Origin of the sequence: Paenibacillus albidus (assembly GCF_014644435.1) — a bacterium.
In the GTDB taxonomy this organism is placed as follows: domain Bacteria; phylum Bacillota; class Bacilli; order Paenibacillales; family Paenibacillaceae; genus Paenibacillus_AQ; species Paenibacillus_AQ albidus.
In genome coordinates this window covers 257,849-278,930 of sequence record NZ_BMKR01000007.1, presented here as the reverse complement: position 1 = coordinate 278,930, position 21,082 = coordinate 257,849, and the positions used below count along the sequence as shown (strand labels likewise).

Genomic DNA, 21,082 nt, shown 5'->3' with positions numbered 1-21,082 from the left:
CTTTAGGAGGAATACAAATGAACGGCAAAAGACAAACGATATGGTTGGTTTCTATGCTTAGTTTGATGGTTGTGCTCTCGGCATATTATTTATTCACAGAGGATTCGGGGGCGTCAACTCCGAAAGAAACGGCCGGAACCATTCAAGTTGACTCCGTAAAAGAGGCTAATAATGATCCCCTGGCTGTTGTTGGCGACAAAGGAATTGTTGTGAACGAAGTGGTCACAGAAGGTCAAGCTGCAGTAGATAATACTACAGCCGAAAGCGGCAGCAACACAGCTTTAACCGATGAGGGGCAAACAAGCTCCGGTATGGAAAGTAATGCAGGCAATGCGGCAGCAGATACGGCTTCCACGGATACAAGCACCGGCTCCGACGCCAAGACTCCTGCTTCCGCTGATCCGGCCAAGGAGACAGCTGCTACAGATTCCGGGGCAAAGGACACCGAAACCAAGACTGGTGAGGCGCAAGACACGGCCGCCAAGGATGATGCCGGCAAGGACACAGCCAGCAAAGACACAGCCAGCAAAGACACAGCCAGCAAAGACACAGCCAGCAAAGACACAGCCGGAAAAGACACAGCAGCGGCTACAACCGAGCAGTCTCCCGCCAAAGATGACGAGGCCATCCTGGATGAAGTCGCCTCTCAAAGCGTGTCGGCCAGCAGCCTGTTTACGAACTATCTCTACGAACGTGAGCAAAAAAACCTGAAAGATCACAATGATCTGCTGGCCTCCATCAATGATATGAACAAAACGCCGGCGGATAACGCAGTCGCTCAGGAGCAGCTGCGCCATCTCGAAGAAAAGGAATCCAAAATCACCGGTATTGAAGAGCAGCTTCAACAAAAATACGGCGAAGCCATTGTCAAAGAAGAAGCCGGGGACTCGTATAAGATCGTTGTGCTCAGTGACAAACTGGATGTTAAGCAAGCTGTAGGCATTGTGGATCTTGTGATGAAAGAACTGAGTGTCTCTCAGGACAAGGTCAGCGTGCAATATGTCTCGGAGCAATAAGAGTCCCCTAATATCGGCGGAAATTGTAGAAAGAGCTCGGGTTATCCCGGGCTCTTTCCATTTCTAGCGTTTGTGATATAATACATAAAGTTATCTTGTCCGCGAAGAAGAGCGGCTTCGAGAGAAAGCTGAAGGAGTGAACTGACCGATGTTCAAATTAAGCGAAATTAAGGAATTAATCAAATTGCTGGACCAGACCTCCTCCGTACACGAGTTGGAGATCGAAAGCGAAGGAATGAAGCTGGCTATTCGTAAACCGGATCGCCCTGAAGCTGACGGAACAGCAGTTCAGGCGGCTCCTTATGTCTACCCCTTTACGCATGCCCCGCAGCCGCAAGTTTTTCAGCCGGCTATAGGTGAGGTTTCTCCCGCAGGGCAGGCTCCGGCAGCCACCGCCGCTCCGGCCGAAGGCACACTGCATAAGATTGTATCCCCGATGGTGGGTACCTTCTATACTGCCGCATCTCCTGAATCTCCATCTTTTGTCAATGTGGGGGACCGTGTAGGTGAGAAATCGACAGTCTGTATTATTGAAGCAATGAAGCTGATGAACGAGCTCGAAGCTGAAATTAAAGGCGAAATCGTATCTGTGCTTGTGGAGAACGGCCAGCTGGTTGAATATGGGCAGCCGCTGTTCCTGGTTAAGCCGGAATAAGAATTAAGCAAATACTTCAGGCACTGAAGCTAACGCACTAACTTTGGGAGGAAACGCATGAACATTCAAAAAGTGCTGATTGCCAACCGCGGAGAAATCGCGGTCCGTATTATCAGGGCCTGCCGTGAACTGGGCATTTCCACCGTTGCGGTCTATTCGGAGCCCGACCGGGATTCCCTGCATGTAAGGCTCGCTGACGAAGCTTATTGCATCGGTCCAACAGCGTCCAAGGACAGCTATCTGAACTTTACCAATATTATGAGTGTAGCCACTTTAACGGAATGTGACGCCATTCATCCGGGCTACGGATTTTTAGCTGAAAATGCGGATTTCGCAGAAATTTGTGAGTCCTGTAATATTACGTTCATCGGTCCGTCCCCGGACGCCATCACACGTATGGGCGACAAAGCCGTGGCGAAAGAAACCATGAAGCTGGCCGGTGTTCCGATCATTCCGGGTTCCGACGGGCTGGTGGGGGACATCGAAGAGGCTGTAATGCTGGGCCGCGATATCGGTTATCCGATTATTGTCAAAGCAACGGCAGGCGGCGGAGGCAAGGGAATCCGCATTGCCGAGGATGAGGAATCTCTGGTGAAGCAGATTACGGCTGCACAGCAGGAAGCGCAGAAGGCTTTTGGTAACGCGGGCGTCTATCTGGAGAAATTCCTGACCGGCATGAAGCATGTCGAGATTCAGATTATTGCAGACAAACACGGCAACGCGGTTCACCTGGGTGAGCGGGACTGCTCTGTCCAGCGGCGCCGCCAAAAGCTTGTAGAAGAAGCACCTTGTTCTGTCCTGACCTCGGAGATCCGCGAGGAGATGGGGAACGCCGCAGTCCGTGCAGCGCTTGCCGTGAATTATTCCGGTGCCGGTACCCTGGAGTTCCTGCTTGGGCCGGACGGGCAATTCTACTTCATGGAGATGAATACGCGTATCCAGGTAGAGCATCCTGTGACCGAAATGGTAACCGGGATCGATCTGATCAAGGAAATGATCTCTGTCGCAGAAGGGAATCCGCTTTCTTTCACCCAGCAGGAAGTCGTAATTAATGGCTGGTCCATCGAATGCCGTATTAATGCCGAGGACCCAGAACGCAATTTCATGCCTTCTCCGGGCAAAATCGGCTTTTATCTGCCGCCGGGAGGTTTGGGTGTAAGAGTAGACAGTGCAGCGTATCCAGGCTACACGATCTCCCCTTTCTACGATTCCATGATTGCCAAGCTGATCGTCTGGGCTCCAACCCGCCAGGAAGCTATAGCGAAGATGAAACGGGCATTAGCCGAGTTTGCAGTGGAGGGAATACATACGACCATTCCGTTCCATCAGAAGCTGCTGGAGCACCCGGTATTTTTGGACGGACAATTCGATATCAAATTCCTGGAAGAGTATGAAATTTAGGACGACTTCACTTTGTTTGTCATAAAGTTCGTCAAATGATATAGTATGTTTAATAAGAGACGTGCTTTGCGCTTGAAATCAGGAAACAACTTTTGTAGAAAGGTGTGAAGTCTAAGATGAGTACATTGCCGACGGAATACGAACGGACAGAAATCGGTGAAATTCAGATCGCTCCGGAAGTGATTGAAGTAATCGCGGGTCTGGCGACTGTTGAGGTTAAAGGTGTGGCAGGCATGAGCGGCGGATTCGCCGGAGGAATCGTGGAGCTTCTTGGCCGCAAGAACCTCTCCAAAGGGGTTAAAGTGGAAGTGGGGCAACGCGAGGCAGCTGTGGATGTCTCCGTTATTATTGAATACGGGAACCGCCTTCCCGAAGTGGCGGCTGAAATTCAACGCAACGTGAAACGTTCAATCGAGACGATGACCGGCCTGACAGTTGTGGAAGTGAATGTGCATATTCATGATGTGCAGTTCAGAAACACCAACACTGTAGACAAGAACGAGGATACGGACGCGGTTCTCCGCGTGAAATAACAGCCACCGTTCTTCCATAAACCCCCGACTGAAAGTGTCGAGGGTTTACTCTAATTTTAGGAGGTTATGTGACTCGTGGCCAAAATTTTGGACAGACTTTTGCTGTTCATCTACAGCTTAAGTATCGGAATATTATCTGTAATTGCCATCCTCCTCTTAAGCGGAGCGATTCCAAGATCCCTGGAAATTCAGGACGGGCCTACGGCTTACATTACGTCGATTGCAGTGGCGGTCATCCTGTTCCTGCTCAGCATCCGTTTCTTCTACATTTCCCTGCGCAGGGACCGCAGCTCGCTGCCCTCAGTAGATCAGCGTACCGAATTTGGGGATATTCAGATTTCGATGGAAACCATTGAGAACCTGAGTCTTAAAGCGGCCGGCAAAGTGAAGGGGATTCGGGATCTGAAGTCGCGTATCCGCGTATCCCAGGCAGGTCTTGAGATTATGATCCGCGCAGTGGTCGACGGAGAACATTCTCTCCCGCTGCTTACCACGGAGGTCCAGCGTCAGGTGCATGATTTTGTGCAGGAGACGACAGGGATTCCGGTTGCTGACGTATCTGTATATATTGCTAACCTCACACAGTCTCCAAGCTTCAAAAGTCGAGTGGAATAGAGAGGTGAGTTTCCCTTATGCCTTGGAAAGAAGTATGGGAAAGTCACGGGGGCAGAATCGCCGGAGTAGCTTTCAGCTTCATTCTTGGATTGATCTATTTGTTTAGCGGGTTTTGGGATATGCTGTTCTTTGCACTGGTAGTGTTCATCGGATATACATTTGGCAAAAGAAAGGACAACGCACAGCCTCCATTGTTTCAGTGGCAGGAGCTGGTGGAGCGTCTGTCCGGCCGCTGGCGTCCGTTTAAATGAACCGCGATAGTCTTTCTTCCGGAGCATGGAACCCGTACGTGTATCTATAGCTAGCCCCTCCGAAGACAAGGCTTTGCGGTTTTTTTGTGCATGAAGTGGCTACAAATAAGGTTATGGAAAGATAATATAGGAATACGAAAGATCAGATTGTAGGAGGAACTAATGAAAAGACGGATTGCAAGAGAAATTATTGTCCAAAGCCTGTATCAGATGGAAATGAATGAGGTGGAAAGTGCGGAAGCGGTAGAAATGCTGCTGGCCGAGGCCTCCGAGGAAAATGAGACGGATCGTGTGATTACCGATGAAAATCAGTTGAAAGCTTATGTCGTGGAGCATGTCAATGGCGTATGGGAACACAAGGTTGCCATTGATGATATGCTGGAGCATTATCTGAAAGGCTGGCAGATGAGCCGATTGTCACGGGTGGACCGGCAGATCCTGCGGCTGGCCGCTTTTGAAATGATCTTTGGGAACGATGTGCCGGCCAAGGTTGCCGTCAATGAGGCGATTGATCTGGCCAAGCATTTTGGAACAGACGATTCCGGGAAATTCGTCAATGGCGTTCTCGGCAAGATGATCCTGGAACTGGACACGCTGAAAGCCGATTCATCCAAGTAAATCAAACAGTACGCAAAAGGGGAGAAGACTGTCATGACAGCAGCAATCATCAGTGGTAAACAAGTATCCGACGAAATTCGTATCGACATTGCCCGGGAGGTTGCTGGGCTGGCCAAGCAAGGCGTGCAGCCTGGCCTGGCCGTTGTTCTCGTAGGCGAGGACCCGGGATCCCAGGTCTATGTCCGCAACAAGGAGAAGTCTTGCATCAGCCTGGGTTTTCATTCGGAAGTGCACAAGCTGGAGGCCTCAACTTCACAGGAAGAGCTGCTGGCGCTGGTGCACCAGCTCAACAGCCGGGATGAAATTGACGGAATTCTCGTACAACTTCCTTTGCCTGCACATATTGAAGAAAAAGCCGTGATCGATGCGATTGCGGTGGAGAAGGACGTGGATGGGTTCCATCCCGTAAATGTGGGTAATCTGGTCATAGGTGCCGACAGTCTGCTTCCCTGCACGCCTGCGGGAGTGATTGAATTGATTAAACGGACCGGAACAGGCATGGCCGGCAAACATGCAGTTGTCATTGGCCGCAGCAATATTGTCGGCAAGCCGGTCTCCCTGCTGTTGCAGCGTGAGAATGCCACAGTGACGATGTGCCATTCCCGCACAGCCAATATGGCGGAGATCAGCCGCCAGGCGGATATTCTGGTGGTCGCGATCGGACGGGCTAACTTCATTGATGCTTCGTATGTGAAGCCGGGTGCAGTGGTTATCGATGTCGGCATGAACCGTCTGGACAATGGCAAGCTGGCGGGCGATGTGGATTATGACAGCGCCAGGGAAGTTGCCGGATATATTACACCGGTGCCGGGCGGTGTAGGCCCAATGACCATCACCATGCTGATGAGCAACACGCTGATTGCGGCCAAACGCCGCCGCGGATTGGAATAGGTAAGGATTCATGGCGGCAGAGCGGAAGGTCTATGCGATCAAGGAACTGAACCGTTATATCCGCATGAAGCTGGATTCGGATAATGTCTTGTCTGACGTGTGGATCCGCGGGGAAATCTCCAATTTCACACATCATGGCAGCGGCCATATGTATTTCACGCTCAAAGATGAGAGCAGCCGGATCAAAGCGATTATGTTCGCTTCGCATAACCAGCGGCTGCCTTTTGTCCCCAAAGAGGGCGCAAGGGTCATCGCCCGGGGCAATGTGACCGTATACGAACGGGACGGGCAATACCAGTTCTATGCTACCCACATGCAGCCCGACGGCATTGGCAGCCTGTATCTGGCTTATGAGCAGCTGAAGGCGAAGCTTACGGGTGAGGGGCTGTTTGCAGCGGAGCGCAAGCGTCCGCTGCCGCGGTATCCGCGCTGCATAGGTGTAGTGACTTCGCCGACCGGAGCAGCCGTACGGGATATCATGATTACACTGCAGCGGCGGTATCCGCAGGTGGCGATTGTGCTGTATCCCGTACTGGTTCAAGGCAAAGGTGCGGCGCCTTCCATCGTGAAAGCGATTGAGACGCTGAACGCCATGGGCGAAGCCGACGTGCTGATCGTCGGCCGCGGCGGCGGCTCGCTGGAGGAGCTGTGGGCGTTCAATGAGGAGGCGGTCGCCCGGGCGATTGCGGCATCGGACATTCCGGTCATCTCGGCCGTAGGCCACGAGACCGATTTCACGATTGCCGACTTCGCCGCCGACCTCCGCGCAGCGACGCCCACAGCGGCCGCCGAGCAGGCCGTGCCGCATGCCGGCGAGCTCGCGCAGCAGCTGCGCGCAGTGCAGCAGCGGCTCCGCACGGGCCTGCTGCGCCGCGGACAGCGCGGCCGCGACCAGCTGCGCGAGCTGGAGCGCTCGCTGGCGCTGGCCGGCCCGCGGCGCACGCTGCAGCAGCACGTGCAGCGGCTGGACATGCTGCGCGTACGGCTGGGCCGCGCAGCGGATGCCCGGCACAGCCGCGCGCGTGAGCGCCAGGCTGTGCTGCAGCACCGGCTGCAGCGCTATAGTCCGCGCGACAGCGTCACCGCAGCCCGCCAGCGCATGGACAGCATGCGCCGCGAGCTGCAGGGCGCCATGCAGGCACAGCTTGCGGACAAGCGCTCGCGCTACATCTCGGAGCTGCGCCATCTGGATGCGCTGAGCCCGCTTAAAGTGATGTCGCGCGGCTACAGCCTCGTCTATGACGAACAAGAACAGCATTTAATCAAATCGCTGAAGGATGTAGAACTCGGCGATTCTGTACGCATAAAGCTTAGTGATGGACAACTTGAATGCCAGGTATGGGGAATGAAGGAGGATGCCAAAGACGATGGCGAAGGAAACGGAACTGGACTTTGAAGAAGCGATGAACCAGCTGGAGACAATCGTGCGTGAGCTGGAGCACGGCGACGTTCCCCTGGAGAAGGCAATTGATTTATTCCAGCAGGGCATGAAGCTGTCGCAGCTCTGCGGCGGCAAGCTGGAGCAGGTGGAGCGCAAGATTGAAATGATCACTGTAGAAGACGGTGAGCTGCGCAAAAAGCCGTTCGGCGCCAAACTGGAAGGAGACAATGATGACTCGTTATGAGCACAGCCCGGCTGAGGGCGCTTCAAGCGAAGTCCTGCGCCAGCCGTTGGAAGAATACATTGCATCCGTAGGCGAGTTGGTCTCCCGGGAACTTAAGGCCACGCTGCCGGCAGGATGGGAAGTGCCGCAGAATCTGCGCGAAGCAATGAGTTATTCGCTGATGGCTGGGGGGAAACGGCTGCGTCCGCTGTTTGTAGTCGCGGCCTGCGAAGCGCTGGGAGGCCGCCGGGAAGCGGCACTGCCCGTTGCGGCAGCCATCGAAATGGTGCATACCTATTCACTGATCCATGACGATCTGCCTGCCATGGACAACGACGATTATCGGCGCGGCAAGCTGACGAATCACAAGGTGTACGGGGAAGCGACGGCTATTCTGGCGGGGGATGCGCTGCTTACCCATGCTTTTTACAGTGTGGTTCAGGCCGCACGCCGTTATGGCATTCCGGCCGACAACGTGCTCTCGGTCGTGGAGGATCTGGCCGAAATGGCCGGTCCCCGCGGCATGGTCGGCGGACAGGTGGCCGATATGGAGGGCGAGCAGGGATTGACCGACCTGGAACAGCTGCGTTATATTCATCTGCACAAGACCAGTGATCTGTTTGTTTTCTCGCTGCTGGCCGGCGGGCGGATTGCCGGTGCGACGGAGAAGCAGCTGGAAGCTTTGCGCGAATTTGGCTCGCAGATTGGACTTGCTTTTCAGGTTCAGGACGATATTCTGGATCTGGTCGGTGACGAAGGCAAACTCGGCAAAAAAACCGGCAGCGATCTCAAGCAGCAAAAAGTGACCTATCCTTATTTTATCGGCCTGGAAGCCTCGCGCACAGAGGTAGAGCGGCTAACGGCGGCGGCTCAAAAAGCCATACGGGAAGGCGGTTTTCCAGACAGCACACGTCTCTTGGAGATCGCCGCCTATCTGATGTCCCGCGATCATTAGGATTTGCGCAAAAGCGGCTGCACTAGGGCAGCTGCCTTTGTTTGTGTTATAATGGTTTTTATATTTTACAACATCTAGGAAAGCGGGGAATACACGTGCTGCTTCCACAAATAAATGATCCCAAGCAACTTAAAACATTGTCAGTCCCGGAACTGGCTACCCTTGCGGAGGAAATCCGCCGGTTTCTGATTGAGAAGCTTACTGTAACCGGAGGGCATCTCGGTTCCAACCTGGGGGTAGTGGAGCTCACGCTGGCCCTGCATTATTGCTATAACAGTCCAAAGGATAAAATGATCTACGATGTAGGCCATCAGGCTTATGTGCACAAAATATTGACCGGACGCCAGGAGCGCTTCGACACCCTGCGCAAGTACCAGGGGCTTTGCGGCTTCGTCAAGCGTTCTGAAAGCGAACATGATGTCTGGGAAGCCGGACACAGCAGCACCTCGCTGTCCGCAGCGATGGGGATGGCGTTAGCCCGTGATCTGAAAGGCGAGGACAACAAGGTTATTGCCGTGATCGGCGATGGCGCGCTGACAGGCGGGATGGCGTTTGAAGCATTGAACCATATAGGCCATGAGAAGCGCAAGCTCATGGTAATCCTGAACGACAATGAAATGTCCATAGCTCCGAACGTAGGGGCGATGCACAATTATTTGAGTAAAATCCGTTCGGACCGCCATTATTTGCGTGCCAAGGATGAAGTGGAAGGACTGCTCAAGAAAATCCCGGCTATCGGGGACCGTCTGGCGAAAACCGCTGAGCGGATGAAGGACAGTCTTAAATATATGATGGTTCCGGGTGTGCTGTTTGAAGAATTGGGCTTTACCTACCTTGGACCGGTGGATGGACATGATCTGGAGAAAATGATCGATACCTTCCATCAGGCAGACAACGTAGCTGGGCCGGTGCTGGTGCATGTCTTGACCACCAAAGGCAAAGGCTACAAACCGGCTGAAACCGATTTTTATAAATCACATGCGATCTCCCCCTACAAAATTGAGTCCGGTCAGGCGCTTAAGGCTGTGGGCAATCCAATGTACACTGAAGTGTTCGGCCAGACACTGATTGAGCTGGGGCATGAGGACAAACGGCTGATTGCCGTTACTCCGGCGATGCCGGGCGGATCGGGCCTGTTTCCGTTCGCCAAGGAATTCCCGGACCGGATGATAGATGTGGGTATTGCCGAACAGCATGCGGCTACGCTGTGCGCAGCACTGGCGATGGAGGGCATGAAGCCGGTGTTCGCCGTATATTCCACCTTTATGCAGCGTGCTTATGATCAGATCGTACATGATATTTGCCGCCATAACGCCAATGTGATGTTCGCCATCGACCGTGCAGGTTTTGTAGGTGCCGATGGGGAGACTCATCAGGGGGTCTACGATATTGCTTTCATGCGCCATATTCCGAATATGGTGATGATGATGCCCAAAGACGAGAATGAACTGCGCCATATGATGAAGACGGCGCTTGAATATAATGACGGACCGATTGCATACCGTTACCCGCGGATCAGCGGAACCGGCGTGAAGCTTGATACCGAGCTGTCCGTTTTACCTATCGGCAGCTGGGAGCGGCTGCGCCCCGGCGATGAATTTGCCGTTCTGGCCTGCGGGCCTATGCTCCAGGTCGCCGAAGAAGCAGCGGACAGCTTGAAGCGCGAAGGAATTCAGCTCAGTGTAGTGAATGCACGTTTCCTGAAGCCGCTGGACCATTCCATGCTGCTGGATCTGGCCCGTGCCGGAACAGGTATGGTGGTGCTTGAAGAAGCCAGTCAAGCGGGAAGCCTCGGCAGCGCTGTGCTGGAATTTTTCGCCGAACATGAGCTTTATGATACGCGTGTCCATCTAATGGGCGTGCCGGATATTTTCGTGGAGCATGGCTCTATTAAAGAGCAGCGTCTGGAAACCGGATTGACCGCCCAGGCCCTTTGCGAGCGTATCAAGTCGATGAAGGCTTTGAGTGCATTTTCATACAAGACGACTTCGTCTTCCTGAAGCGGGAAGCTGGAATCGGGAACCCAGAAGGATCGGGAGATGACCATGGAACACCCTAAAGAACGGATAGATGTCCTGCTCGTCGAGCAGGGATTTTACGAAAGCCGCGAAAAAGCCAAAGCCGCCATAATGGCCGGTCTGGTGCTTGCGGACGAAGAACGGATTGAAAAGGCCGGCATGAAGGTCTCGCGGGGCGCCGTCCTTAAGGTCAAAGGCGCTGTGCATCCTTATGTGAGCCGGGGAGGGCTTAAGCTTGAAAAAGCGCTCCGTCAATTCCAGATTACCCTTACAGGGCGCAATATGCTTGATATTGGCGCCTCTACAGGCGGTTTCACCGACTGTGCCCTGCAGAATGGTGTAAGCCATGTTTATGCCATTGATGTTGGCTATAATCAGCTGGACTGGTCCCTGCGCAATGATGAGCGGGTGAGTGTGATGGAGCGGACCAACTTCCGCTATATGACGCCGCCTGATCTGGAGGGACCGGTACCGGATTTCGCCAGTATTGACGTATCCTTTATTTCATTGAAGATTATCCTTCCACCGCTGATGGCGCTTGTGCAGCGTCCGGCGGATGTTGTGGCACTGATCAAACCCCAGTTCGAAGCCGGGCGGGACAAGGTCGGCAAATCCGGCGTAGTCCGTGATTCTGCGGTCCATCGGGAAGTGTTGGTTAATGTGCTCACGATGGCCGCGGAGCTGGGCTACAGCCTCCAGGGCCTGACTTTCTCGCCCATTACCGGCGGGGAAGGCAATATTGAATTTCTGGCTCACTGGATACTGCTGCCCGGGACGGCTGAGGTCAAGGATTCTGCCGCCGGGGGGGACGCTTCCGTTTCACCGGTGGCAGATGCTGGTCATTTTGCCGGGCTGGCGGATGCCGTGATCAAGGAAGCGGCGTCCACCTTCAGTGTGAATACAACTCATGGAAACTCTCCCCGGCGGTGAGTTTCTTTTGCTTGGAGGGTAAAGTTCACAAGCAGGATTATAGGCAGCTATACGCGAATAAATCACCGAGGTGATAAGTGTGGCTGGAAGCTCTGACAAGATCGTCATGTTATTGATAGGAGCAGCGATTGTGGTATTCCTGATTTACAGGCTGTATCTATGGCTTCAGACTTCACCCCGTTCATTTATCAAGGACAAAATTCCGATCAATAAGGTCATTCATCCCCATCCCGCTGTCGATCTGCTGGAGGAAGCCGGGTATGAGGTCGTTGGCGGCAAGCTCAAAATTCCGCTGTCCTTTACCCTGAACGGGTCGCGTCTGTACAGCCAGCTGTTCATCGATTATATCGCGGTTCTGGACGAGGATGAGGAAGAGGATCAGGACAAGTATAAGGACAGGCATAAGGACAAGGATCCCTATTATCTTGTCATTCTGGCGAGGCCGCGCAAACAGCTGGAATTCACCGGAAGCGGACTGCGCGACGCGGTGCTGCCTTATCTGCTTATCTATCCGCAGTGCAGCGGAATATTGTATGTGAACCCGGCAACCTCAGCGATTCACAGGATTACGTTTGGCCGGGATGACGGGGAATCAAACTAAGCTGAATTTAGAAATACGGGAGGCAACAATGAAAGGACAACGACATATCAAGATTCGCGAGATTATTACGCAAAAAGAAATTGAGACACAGGATGAGCTGGTCGAGAACCTGCGAAACTCCGGTTTTCAGGTCACCCAGGCCACCGTGTCCCGCGATATCAAAGAACTTCTGCTCATTAAAGTTCCGATGGACGACGGAAGATACAAATACTCATTGCCCACGGATCAGCGCTATAATCCGATTCAAAAGCTGAAGCGTGTGCTGGTGGACAATTTTGTACAAATCGATTTCTCGGGTAATCTGGTTGTGATGAAATGCCTGCCAGGTACGGCAAATTCCGTGGCCGCGCTAATTGACAATATCGACTGGCCGCAAATCATGGGAACGATCTCGGGAGATGACACGATTCTCATCATTTGCCGCCAGCCGGAGGACAGTCAGACGGTCATTTCACAAATTATGGGATATATTTCCTAGTCTTATTGAGTAATTCACATGTCTTCATCTTTTCGGAGGTGCTCTATTCGTGTTAGAAACATTGTCTATCCGCAATCTTGCCGTTGTTGAGGCGGTGGATGTGCATTTTTATCCGGGATTTCATGTGCTTACGGGGGAGACCGGTGCTGGGAAATCGATCATCATCGATGCCCTGGGGCTTATTGCCGGTGGCCGGGGTTCTGCAGACTCCATTCGTTATGGTTGTGAAAAAGCAGAGATGGAAGCGCTCTTTAGTCTTGAGGCCGGACATCCGGTATGGGAAACACTGGAACGTCTCGGTATCCGGGCGCTCCAGGAGGAGCATTTGATTATCCGCCGGGAAATTACTTCACAGGGCAAAAGCACTTCCCGCGTCAACGGTCAAATGGTCAACCTCAGCATGCTGCGGGAAATCGGCGAACAGCTCGTTAATATTCATGGCCAGCATGAGCACCAGAATCTGCTGAAAGCGGAGCGGCACCTGGGACTGCTGGATACCTATGGCGAAGCCGTGATTGGGCCGCTTAAGGCAGTGTATCAGGAGCGGTATTCCGCTTTTGCCAAAGTTGAGAAAGAGCTGCGCGAGCTACAGGATTCCAGCCAGAAGGCTTACCAGATGCTGGACCTGTACCGTTTTCAGCTGGAGGAAATTTCATCCGCTGCATTAAAACCGGGTGAGGATGAATTACTTTCCGAAGAAAGGGTAAAACTATCCCACAGCGAGAAGATGATGGATTCCGTGTCGGGGGCTTATGAGCTTCTGTATGACCGGCAAGGGCTGGAATCGATAGGGAATGTGATTTCGAGGCTGGAGGATGCGGTCCGGTATGATGAAAAAGGCCTTAAGGCTGTTCTTGAGCAGCTGCAGTCCTCGTATTATCAACTGGAGGATGCGGCGTTCCAGCTGCGGGATTACCGTGAAGAGATTGAATTCAACCCGCAGCGCCTGGAAGAAATCGAGAACCGCCTGGACCTCATCACCGGCTTGCGGCGCAAGTATGGGGACAGTGTGGAGCAGATCCTGGCTTATTATGACCAAATTCACCGTGAAACCGATCTGCTTGAGAATAAAGACGAATATCTGGAGAAGCTGACCGTCAAACGCGATGGTTTGCTGTCCGTACTTATGGAAGCAGCCCGTGAGCTCAGTGATGCCAGACGGCATTGTGCGGCTGATCTGGCCCGGCAGGTGGAGGGGGAACTGAAGGACCTGCAGATGGAAAGAACGTCGCTACAGGTCAAAATGGACACCCTGGAAGACCCGCGCGGGATTGAGTTCGAGGGCAGACGTATCCGTCTGACCAGACAAGGCATCGACAGTGCCGAATTTATGATCTCTCCGAACCCGGGTGAACCCTTGAGACCGCTGGGCAAAATCGCCTCCGGAGGAGAATTGTCGCGGATCATGCTGGCGATGAAGAGTATTTTTGCCCGCCACGATGCGATTCCGGTCCTGATCTTCGATGAAGTGGATACCGGTGTCAGCGGCCGGGCGGCCCAGTCGATCGCGGACAAGCTGTATAAGCTGTCCGGGATCTGCCAGGTGTTCTCCATTACCCATCTGCCGCAGGTGGCTTGTATGGCCGACCACCAGTATTTGATTCGTAAAAAAGTCGAGGACGGGCGCACCATGACGGAGGTCGAATCCCTGTCGCAGGATGGCCGGGTCAAGGAGATGGCCCGCATGCTGGGCGGTGTGGAAATTACCGAAAAAACACTGCATCACGCACAGGAAATGCTCGGTCTGGCCGAGGCCAGCAAGGCGGCTCAAGGGTAAGCGGGACAATGATTGACAGTAATAAAAGCCTGGGGGCAAGGTTATCTTATAGGTACGCAATTGGCGACCACCTTTTTCGTCAAGCGAAAGAAGCAAAAGGGAGCGTGACAGCCATTGAAGCCGAACCTCAGGAAGTTAATGCCCGGCCTTTTACTTGCCTTCATTCTTAGCTTAACAGGCATAACGGGACCGGCCCAAGGGGTTGCCGCATCACAGGCATCTCCGCAGAGACAAGCCATGGGCCCCCAAGGAAATGCGGAGCTAAAGGTAATTCCCGGAGGCCAGACGATCGGCGTGAAAGTGAAGTCCGCCGGTGTGCTGGTCGTAGGCCATCATCTGATTCAGGTATCACAGCAGTCCAAGCTTTCGCCCGGTGAGAAAAGCGGTTTGGTTCCCGGTGATCTGATGGTTTCCATCGACGGAGTCAAGCTGAACGAGGTCTCCAAAGTAGCCAAGCTGGTCGAACATGCCGGACAAGCGGGCAAACCCCTTTCGATTGTCTACAAACGTGGCGGCAAGGAACATACGGCAAAGCTGACGCCGGCATATGACCGCAATGATAAGGTATGGCGGCTGGGCCTGTATATCCGGGATTCCGCCGCTGGTGTGGGTACCTTAACGTTCTATGCTCCACAGCAAGGCGTTTACGGCGCCCTGGGCCATGTGATCACCGATATGAATACCGGTACCCCGATTGTTGTCGGGAGCGGGCATATTGTACAGTCCAGTGTAACCTCCATCTCCAAAAGCCAGGATGGCGATCCTGGCGAGAAACGCGCACATTTTCTGAAGGAGAGCCAAGTCCTCGGCAATGTTGAAAGCAATACGGACTTTGGCATTTTCGGCAAAATGAACAGCAATCCCGATCACAGCCTGTATCAAGAACCCATTCCAGTGGCCATGAGCAGTGAGGTTAAGGAAGGGCCGGCACAGATCCTGACCGTTGTAGACGGGCAGCAGGTCGAGCGGTTCGATGTGGAGATCATCCATGTCGCTCAACAGGACACTCCGGCAACCAAAGGGATGGTGCTGCGGATTACAGACCCGCGACTGCTGAATAAGACGGGCGGCATTGTGCAGGGCATGAGCGGCAGTCCCATTGTCCAGAACGGCCGTCTGATCGGTGCCGTCACCCATGTTTTCGTCAATGACCCCAAATCCGGTTATGGCTGTTTCATCGAATGGATGCTTAGAGACTCCGGTGTAGTTCATCAACCTTATGCTTATCCCCCACATCTTAAGGCTGTTTAGCCTTAAGATTTTTTTGTCGAAGTCCAGCGAACATCATCGAATTATGAAACAAAATATTTAATTATAATCCAATGCTGAAAAAAAATAAAGAAAAATAATTTTCGACAGAAGGAAAATGAATCCGCATGTCGAAACTGTAAGGGAGACAAGATAATTAAGGAGGAAGCAGCCAGTGCAGAATATTGAAGTGTTGTTGGCCGATGATAACAGAGAGTTCACGAACTTGCTTGCCGAATACATCACCGAACAGGAAGATATGACCGTAACGGGCATCGCCTACAATGGAGAAGAAGTGCTTCAAATGCTTAGCGGAGCACGTAAAATTCCTGATGTCCTTATCCTTGATATCATTATGCCCCATCTGGATGGACTCGGCGTCCTTGAACGCCTTCGCGAGATGGATCTGAGTCCTCAGCCCAAGATAATTATGCTGACAGCTTTCGGCCAGGAGAACATCACTCAGCGAGCTGTGCAGCTTGGTGCATCCTATTATATTCTGAAGCCATTCGATATGGAGGTTCTGGCGAACCGGGTGCGTCAACTGGTGGGCACCCAGGGAAGTCTTAGTTCTTCCTCCGGTATGTCGAACTATTCGTCCAGCCGGTCCAACAATGTGGTGCCGCTCTCCAAGGGCAAGAACCTGGATGCGAACATTACCTCCATTATTCACGAAATCGGCGTTCCCGCACACATCAAGGGCTATCAGTACCTTCGTGAGGCCATTACCATGGTATACAACAACATCGAAATCCTCGGTGCCATTACCAAGACCTTGTATCCAGCTATCGCCGAGAAATTCAAAACAACACCGTCACGCGTAGAGCGTGCCATCCGCCATGCGATTGAAGTCGCCTGGACCCGCGGCAACATTGACAGCATCAGCCACCTTTTCGGCTATACCATTAATATCTCCAAATCCAAGCCAACTAACTCGGAATTTATTGCCATGGTAGCCGACAAGCTGCGGATTGAGCATAAGGTTTCTTGAAAGGGTAAGGATTAGGATACGTGAAAGGTTTAAAGGGGATTGGAGGATAATCTCTCTAAAACAATTTTGCCTATAAATATCTTTTTGGGCTGTTTTAGACCAATAAATACTTTCTTGGGTAACGTATAAACTTCATTCCTTTATTGGGTGCGGAAATAATCCAGTGGAGGAATGATTTTTTATGACTGATTTTGAATTCCAAATTGATAATTTTATGCTCTATTGCACTTCACGTAACTTAGCTAAAAAGACTATGAGGAGCTATGAACAGACTTTAAAATTGCTTGGTGTATATCTAGATAAACAATTTCAAATTACTGATGTTCAAAAAGTACAATCCGGACACATTAGGAATTACATTAAATACATCCAAGAACGTGGTAAATATTCGGTGGTTAGTAATATGGAATCAACTATGAGTAATTTTCCTCAGAATCGTACAGACTACAAAAAGCAGGTTTCTACGGTTACAGTAGCTAACTATGTACGTAATATTAAAGTGTTTTTTAACTGGCTTCACAGCATAGAACATGAAATTGTCAAGAACCCATGTGAGAAGATTGAAAATCCAAAGATAATCCGCAAAGCTAAAAAAAAATTATCAACAGACGATATAAAACGTGTTTTAGGACGATTCGAAATCTCACGTTTCCACGATTATCGTAACTCAGTTGTAACGAAAACTTTATTAGACACTGGAATGCGCATAGGCGAGTGTTTATCGATTGAACCTGAAAATATTGACTTTAAGCATAAAAGTATTCTAATTACGAATCCTAAAAATAAGCAGCAGAGATATGTGTATTTCTCACCAAAACTTAGCTTAGAATTAAAGAATTGGTTGAAGTATCGTGATCGATACTCTGAAAGTAATTATGTGTTTCCTACCACAAGAGGAACTCAATTAGACATTCGAAATTATGAAAAAGCTTTACGGGAAGCTGGTAAGAAAGTTAATGTTGATATCCATCCACACCAACTCAGAAATAACTTTGCAAAATATTATATATTGAATGGTGGGGACTGGTTTACTCTCTCTAGAATCTTGGGACATTCGTCTGTCGAAGTCACTCAAAAGGCTTATCTTGATTTCTCTGATGAGGAAGTCGGGAAGAAATATCAATTGCATAGTCCTCTTAGTCAAATGGATATATAAAACAATAAATCGAATTGCTAATCCTGATATTTTGGATTAGCTTTTTTTAGCATTCAATCGATCACTAACATAAGGATTCATAGTCTATGAACAATAAAGAAACCCTTGAACAAGAGTAAGGACATAACTTAGATTAGGTGCGTGGATGATTATTGAATTTGCATAGTATCTAAATGCCTAATGGAACCCAAAAAGAAAAGAGGTTGAAATAAAACAGGGTTTCGGCGTTCATACGTAATGAATAACTGAACAAAAAAAGATGGCATCTGCCACCTTAAAACATTGATTCAATTTTACCTGTAGACTTATCGACATAATACCATCCATAAGTTGCGGTATGACCCGTAGTTTCATCATCCATAATAACTTCATATACGTGGACTACGTAATTATTTCCTTCACTGTGATCGACCTCAACAAAATAATCAGAAGATGCTTTTATGCCATACTTATTCCGTACTAACTGGATGGCCTGAACTTCTGTTATTTTTACTGCGGGCTGCTTACCTATGTATAAGCTGTCACCATATAATCCAACTTGCTTACCAAAAGTTGCACCTACACTTTTTACAGGAACGTATGTAGTACCTTTATAGATAAAACCATCTGCTGAAGTCTTTTTAGTCTCATCAACAAAAATACTGAGTTTTTTAACGACTACATTAATATTCATTCCACTTGCAGCAAAAGCCGTAGCTCCAGTAAGCAATGATCCAATAGTTAAACCTACAACTAAACCTTTTACCTTGTCATTCATCTGTCGAATCCCCTTTAATTTGGTCTATAATGTAAATTCGACAGTGTTATAAGGAATCCTTTGTGCAAAGAGTTATAGGTAAGGTACTGTCGCTTATAAGATCATTTCTAAGTTATCAGAAGAAGAGTAAAAAGAAAAGCGCTTTAACCTCTCGCAAAGGTTACAAGCGCTAAAGCATCCAAGGTCACTAAACCCGATGATATTGAATGGAACGGAAACTAACACTGTTCCTCTTTTCCCCTACGGTTTACATTATGTCATTGCTTATAGTCAATGCTGGATGAGTCAACGGAGTTACCCTTGAAATTTTATTTGTTCATCTATATATCTGCTGGCATCTGGAGTGTAATAAATCTCACCACATTGCTCACACTTAATTGCCTGGACGTTATCGATTACAAACTGTATGCCATTTCGTTCAATGAACCGTATCAATAAATGGTTTTAAATTTGTATTGTTACAACTAACACAAATATTTATCATATATTCTCCTTGAATTAAATTCGAAAAACCCATTGACATATGATAGTCGACAGGTTACATTAGAATATGACACACTTATATTCTTTTATGGAGGTGGTGCTATTGATTGTAAATGCTGATTAGATACTATTGGGTGCTTCATGTAAAGTATCTACTTTACTTACGTACGTATCTTATCATGTCGTAACGGTTTATGCAAGGGTTATAAGCTAGATATCATATAATTTTAAATTCCGTATCTTCTAGAAGAATGGATATGCAAATGAATGAATAAAAATAGGAGGGGTTATTTAGTGGAAGAAAAGGTTGTTGATGTTTCTGGTGTCTATAATTTGGAGATTTCAAAAATAAAAAATTTACTTAGTGATCTAGAGAATGGGAGGATCTACGATCTTCATAAGCATGTGAAAGCTTATGGGTCACTTCAAACAAAAGTTGAACAACTCAAGGAAATGCTTAATGATCTTGTACATAAAGTTGAGTATGGTAAAAAATCAACAGCAGATGAAATAGGCGAGTTGTTTTAGAAAAACGCACTTTACATATTTAAACAACTGCAGGGGCATTTGTGTCCCTGAAATAATAAAACTAGGCTTAACCGAGTTACAAATAAAAGGAGGAGTTAAATGTCAGTAACGAAAAACGAGCAAACTCTAAATATTCTTACCCACACAACTGTCAGAAATCCCAATATTACAGCAAATGATTTTGTACTCATCCTCTATTTGAAATATATGATATGGAAGCTTAACAACAAATATATACTCGAAGTCAGCTCAGATGATATGAAACGATGGACTGGATTATCTGATAAAATGTTAAAAAAGTCTCTCTCTAATTTATTCGCACAGAATTATCTCTTGAATGAAGTTGGGAAAAGAACACCTAATAAGCCAATCCTATTGACAATCAATAAGGAAAGTTTTGATAGTGAGAATAGAAGGGAGGGGGAGTACTTTTCATCTATGCCTATAAAATTATTGTATGCGTTGAAAGATGGAAAGTTAAACCCAAAAGAAGTCAGGTTCTTGTATTATCTCAAGTCCTACATAAACGTAAAAAATACATCAAAACTCTTTTGCTACGCTGGAATTGATACCAGAATGAAAAATGAATTACATATGAGTAAGCCAACAATTATTGAGTTACATAGTGAACTTAAAAAGAAGAAGTTGATTTCTGTGACACAACACAAATGGGGAACAAACTATGAATACGATGATAACGATAAATTGATACATAAACGGTTCAATAATCACTATTTCATTGAGTTTGAAAACATCGATAAATTATGAAAAATCATCGAGGTAAAGAATGGGACGTATCCTAGTCAAATTTGGGATGTAAACTAGTAAAGAATGGGATACTACCTAGTCAAATTTGGGATGCTCAAACCTGACCGTAGTTAGTAGTAAGTAGATGTTTAGATGTTTAGATGTTTAGATTCAGTATTTACAATTGGCTAACGCCTCTTGTTTGAAATGGAATCGCTACGCTTCAAAGGAAAAGTGAAAGGATTAAAGATAAGGTCTAAAGAATAAGATCAAAATCGCTGAAACAAGGTTAATTATTATACTTAATTTTTATTAGTATCTCTCTTGTTACTTATGAGTCAATGTATCGATTTTCAGCATCAAGTTATTTGTTATTACATATGATTTAACTGTTTGCTGATCTACATAGGGTATTTGTTTGGTGTTGGGTAACACAAACGGAATAGTAATAAATTATATTAGAAAGAACCTGAGAGCGACTTGGAAGCATTTTAAAGGTACATGTACATCTGCCCTCAACAGATACATGTACCTTTTTTATCCCTTCATTTACAATAACAAATTAACAATTCCCTCACGCTATTCATACCCTAACAACTACCCTCCAACAACCATACAGCTACAAATCCATAAGAATACTATAAGCAAATCAGAGTTAGAATTGATGCTTAAGAGAATAACTCAACCGCCAAGTATGGAGGATGAGAATTGAGTAGCCGTCAAAGTGATGGTAACTTGTCACTCCTTCTTGAAATGTTTAACGTAGTGTAAAACCATAATATTGATACTCATGCACTATTTCTTGTGGTAAAATAATCCTATATTACAT

At 48.9% G+C, this 21,082-nt stretch carries 23 protein-coding genes; 21 read left to right on the top strand and 2 right to left on the bottom strand.

All coding sequences use genetic code 11. The features are described from left to right. Positions 1 to 17 precede the first annotated feature (17 nt). The 19 genes from IEY53_RS11000 (at position 18) to IEY53_RS10910 (ending at position 17,738) form a co-directional block, all read left to right on the top strand. On the top strand, positions 18 to 1,016 hold the full coding sequence (locus tag IEY53_RS11000; RefSeq protein ID WP_189024803.1) for a SpoIIIAH-like family protein: 999 nt from the start codon (positions 18 to 20) through the stop codon (positions 1,014 to 1,016). Between the two features lie 148 nt (positions 1,017 to 1,164). Next, on the top strand, positions 1,165 to 1,671 hold the full coding sequence (gene accB / locus IEY53_RS10995) for an acetyl-CoA carboxylase biotin carboxyl carrier protein (RefSeq protein ID WP_189024802.1): 507 nt from the start codon (positions 1,165 to 1,167) through the stop codon (positions 1,669 to 1,671). Between the two features lie 57 nt (positions 1,672 to 1,728). Then, on the top strand, positions 1,729 to 3,072 hold the full coding sequence (accC, locus tag IEY53_RS10990; protein WP_189024800.1) for an acetyl-CoA carboxylase biotin carboxylase subunit: 1,344 nt from the start codon (positions 1,729 to 1,731) through the stop codon (positions 3,070 to 3,072). 116 nt (positions 3,073 to 3,188) lie between these two features. Beyond that, positions 3,189 to 3,605: an Asp23/Gls24 family envelope stress response protein gene (locus IEY53_RS10985; RefSeq protein ID WP_189024798.1), complete on the top strand. Its 417-nt coding sequence runs from the start codon at positions 3,189 to 3,191 to the stop codon at positions 3,603 to 3,605. Positions 3,606 to 3,680: 75 nt separating this feature from the next. Further along, positions 3,681 to 4,220 carry an alkaline shock response membrane anchor protein AmaP gene (gene amaP, locus IEY53_RS10980; RefSeq protein ID WP_189024796.1) on the top strand — a complete coding sequence of 180 codons (540 nt, stop codon included), beginning with the start codon at positions 3,681 to 3,683 and terminating at the stop codon, positions 4,218 to 4,220. Between the two features lie 17 nt (positions 4,221 to 4,237). Then, on the top strand, positions 4,238 to 4,471 hold the full coding sequence (locus IEY53_RS10975) for a DUF2273 domain-containing protein (protein WP_189024794.1): 234 nt from the start codon (positions 4,238 to 4,240) through the stop codon (positions 4,469 to 4,471). Positions 4,472 to 4,633: 162 nt separating this feature from the next. Beyond that, positions 4,634 to 5,089 carry a transcription antitermination factor NusB gene (nusB, locus tag IEY53_RS10970; RefSeq protein ID WP_189024792.1) on the top strand — a complete coding sequence of 152 codons (456 nt, stop codon included), beginning with the start codon at positions 4,634 to 4,636 and terminating at the stop codon, positions 5,087 to 5,089. Positions 5,090 to 5,122: 33 nt separating this feature from the next. After that, positions 5,123 to 5,980, top strand: coding sequence for a bifunctional methylenetetrahydrofolate dehydrogenase/methenyltetrahydrofolate cyclohydrolase FolD (gene folD / locus IEY53_RS10965; protein ID WP_189024790.1), 858 nt, complete (start codon positions 5,123 to 5,125; stop codon positions 5,978 to 5,980). 10 nt (positions 5,981 to 5,990) lie between these two features. Then, a complete protein-coding gene (xseA, locus tag IEY53_RS10960) occupies positions 5,991 to 7,376 on the top strand; it encodes an exodeoxyribonuclease VII large subunit (RefSeq protein WP_189024788.1) in 1,386 nt (461 codons plus the stop codon). Continuing rightward, complete coding sequence (xseB, locus tag IEY53_RS10955; protein ID WP_189024786.1) at positions 7,348 to 7,605, top strand: exodeoxyribonuclease VII small subunit; 258 nt, start codon at positions 7,348 to 7,350, stop codon at positions 7,603 to 7,605. The genes xseA and xseB overlap by 29 nt, the downstream gene beginning before the upstream one ends. Beyond that, positions 7,592 to 8,539: a polyprenyl synthetase family protein gene (locus IEY53_RS10950; protein ID WP_189024784.1), complete on the top strand. Its 948-nt coding sequence runs from the start codon at positions 7,592 to 7,594 to the stop codon at positions 8,537 to 8,539. The genes xseB and IEY53_RS10950 overlap by 14 nt, the downstream gene beginning before the upstream one ends. Positions 8,540 to 8,634: 95 nt before the next feature. After that, the gene (dxs, locus tag IEY53_RS10945) at positions 8,635 to 10,539 is read left to right on the top strand and encodes a 1-deoxy-D-xylulose-5-phosphate synthase (protein ID WP_189024782.1); all 1,905 of its coding nucleotides are present in this window, start codon (positions 8,635 to 8,637) and stop codon (positions 10,537 to 10,539) included. A 45-nt stretch (positions 10,540 to 10,584) separates the two neighbouring features. Next, a complete protein-coding gene (locus IEY53_RS10940) occupies positions 10,585 to 11,487 on the top strand; it encodes a TlyA family RNA methyltransferase (protein ID WP_189024878.1) in 903 nt (300 codons plus the stop codon). A gap of 79 nt (positions 11,488 to 11,566) precedes the next feature. Then, positions 11,567 to 12,088 carry a hypothetical protein gene (locus IEY53_RS10935; RefSeq protein WP_189024780.1) on the top strand — a complete coding sequence of 174 codons (522 nt, stop codon included), beginning with the start codon at positions 11,567 to 11,569 and terminating at the stop codon, positions 12,086 to 12,088. Positions 12,089 to 12,116: 28 nt separating this feature from the next. Further along, positions 12,117 to 12,566, top strand: a complete 450-nt coding sequence (gene ahrC / locus IEY53_RS10930) for a transcriptional regulator AhrC/ArgR (protein ID WP_189024778.1) — start codon at positions 12,117 to 12,119, stop codon at positions 12,564 to 12,566. Positions 12,567 to 12,615: 49 nt separating this feature from the next. Next, positions 12,616 to 14,343: a DNA repair protein RecN gene (gene recN, locus IEY53_RS10925; protein WP_189024776.1), complete on the top strand. Its 1,728-nt coding sequence runs from the start codon at positions 12,616 to 12,618 to the stop codon at positions 14,341 to 14,343. Positions 14,344 to 14,481: 138 nt separating this feature from the next. Next, complete coding sequence (gene spoIVB / locus IEY53_RS10920; protein ID WP_189024877.1) at positions 14,482 to 15,594, top strand: SpoIVB peptidase; 1,113 nt, start codon at positions 14,482 to 14,484, stop codon at positions 15,592 to 15,594. Between the two features lie 172 nt (positions 15,595 to 15,766). After that, entirely contained in the window at positions 15,767 to 16,582 is an 816-nt protein-coding gene (spo0A, locus tag IEY53_RS10915; RefSeq protein WP_189024774.1) for a sporulation transcription factor Spo0A, read from the top strand. A gap of 181 nt (positions 16,583 to 16,763) precedes the next feature. After that, positions 16,764 to 17,738 (top strand): tyrosine-type recombinase/integrase, encoded by a 975-nt coding sequence (locus tag IEY53_RS10910; RefSeq protein ID WP_189024772.1) that lies wholly within the window; start codon positions 16,764 to 16,766, stop codon positions 17,736 to 17,738. 274 nt (positions 17,739 to 18,012) lie between these two features. Here IEY53_RS10910 and IEY53_RS10905 read toward each other — a convergent pair whose 3' ends face one another. Together IEY53_RS10905 and IEY53_RS36055 are read right to left on the bottom strand one after the other, a co-directional pair. Then, positions 18,013 to 18,495 (bottom strand): hypothetical protein, encoded by a 483-nt coding sequence (locus tag IEY53_RS10905; RefSeq protein ID WP_189024770.1) that lies wholly within the window; start codon positions 18,493 to 18,495, stop codon positions 18,013 to 18,015. A gap of 294 nt (positions 18,496 to 18,789) precedes the next feature. Further along, on the bottom strand, positions 18,790 to 18,930 hold the full coding sequence (locus IEY53_RS36055; RefSeq protein WP_189024768.1) for a YgiT-type zinc finger protein: 141 nt from the start codon (positions 18,928 to 18,930) through the stop codon (positions 18,790 to 18,792). Between the two features lie 342 nt (positions 18,931 to 19,272). On the opposite strand from IEY53_RS36055, the gene IEY53_RS10895 reads away from it, so the two are divergent. Next, positions 19,273 to 19,506 carry a hypothetical protein gene (locus IEY53_RS10895; protein ID WP_189024766.1) on the top strand — a complete coding sequence of 78 codons (234 nt, stop codon included), beginning with the start codon at positions 19,273 to 19,275 and terminating at the stop codon, positions 19,504 to 19,506. A 99-nt stretch (positions 19,507 to 19,605) separates the two neighbouring features. Then, positions 19,606 to 20,274 carry a hypothetical protein gene (locus IEY53_RS10890; RefSeq protein ID WP_189024764.1) on the top strand — a complete coding sequence of 223 codons (669 nt, stop codon included), beginning with the start codon at positions 19,606 to 19,608 and terminating at the stop codon, positions 20,272 to 20,274. Positions 20,275 to 21,082 lie beyond the last annotated feature (808 nt).

Excerpts from the sequence above, each read along its gene's own strand:
- xseB (WP_189024786.1), top strand. The coding sequence starts at position 7,348 with ATGGCGAAGGAAACGGAACTGGACTTTGAAGAAGCGATGAACCAGCTG.
- IEY53_RS11000 (WP_189024803.1), top strand. The coding sequence starts at position 18 with ATGAACGGCAAAAGACAAACGATATGGTTGGTTTCTATGCTTAGTTTG.
- IEY53_RS10940 (WP_189024878.1), top strand. The coding sequence starts at position 10,585 with ATGGAACACCCTAAAGAACGGATAGATGTCCTGCTCGTCGAGCAGGGA.
- accB (WP_189024802.1), top strand. The coding sequence starts at position 1,165 with ATGTTCAAATTAAGCGAAATTAAGGAATTAATCAAATTGCTGGACCAG.
- folD (WP_189024790.1), top strand. The coding sequence starts at position 5,123 with ATGACAGCAGCAATCATCAGTGGTAAACAAGTATCCGACGAAATTCGT.
- IEY53_RS10975 (WP_189024794.1), top strand. The coding sequence starts at position 4,238 with ATGCCTTGGAAAGAAGTATGGGAAAGTCACGGGGGCAGAATCGCCGGA.
- IEY53_RS10905 (WP_189024770.1), bottom strand. The coding sequence starts at position 18,495 with ATGAATGACAAGGTAAAAGGTTTAGTTGTAGGTTTAACTATTGGATCA.
- IEY53_RS10890 (WP_189024764.1), top strand. The coding sequence starts at position 19,606 with ATGTCAGTAACGAAAAACGAGCAAACTCTAAATATTCTTACCCACACA.
- nusB (WP_189024792.1), top strand. The coding sequence starts at position 4,634 with ATGAAAAGACGGATTGCAAGAGAAATTATTGTCCAAAGCCTGTATCAG.
- IEY53_RS10910 (WP_189024772.1), top strand. The coding sequence starts at position 16,764 with ATGACTGATTTTGAATTCCAAATTGATAATTTTATGCTCTATTGCACT.
- xseA (WP_189024788.1), top strand. The coding sequence starts at position 5,991 with ATGGCGGCAGAGCGGAAGGTCTATGCGATCAAGGAACTGAACCGTTAT.
- IEY53_RS10950 (WP_189024784.1), top strand. The coding sequence starts at position 7,592 with ATGACTCGTTATGAGCACAGCCCGGCTGAGGGCGCTTCAAGCGAAGTC.
- accC (WP_189024800.1), top strand. The coding sequence starts at position 1,729 with ATGAACATTCAAAAAGTGCTGATTGCCAACCGCGGAGAAATCGCGGTC.
- IEY53_RS10985 (WP_189024798.1), top strand. The coding sequence starts at position 3,189 with ATGAGTACATTGCCGACGGAATACGAACGGACAGAAATCGGTGAAATT.
- ahrC (WP_189024778.1), top strand. The coding sequence starts at position 12,117 with ATGAAAGGACAACGACATATCAAGATTCGCGAGATTATTACGCAAAAA.
- spoIVB (WP_189024877.1), top strand. The coding sequence starts at position 14,482 with ATGCCCGGCCTTTTACTTGCCTTCATTCTTAGCTTAACAGGCATAACG.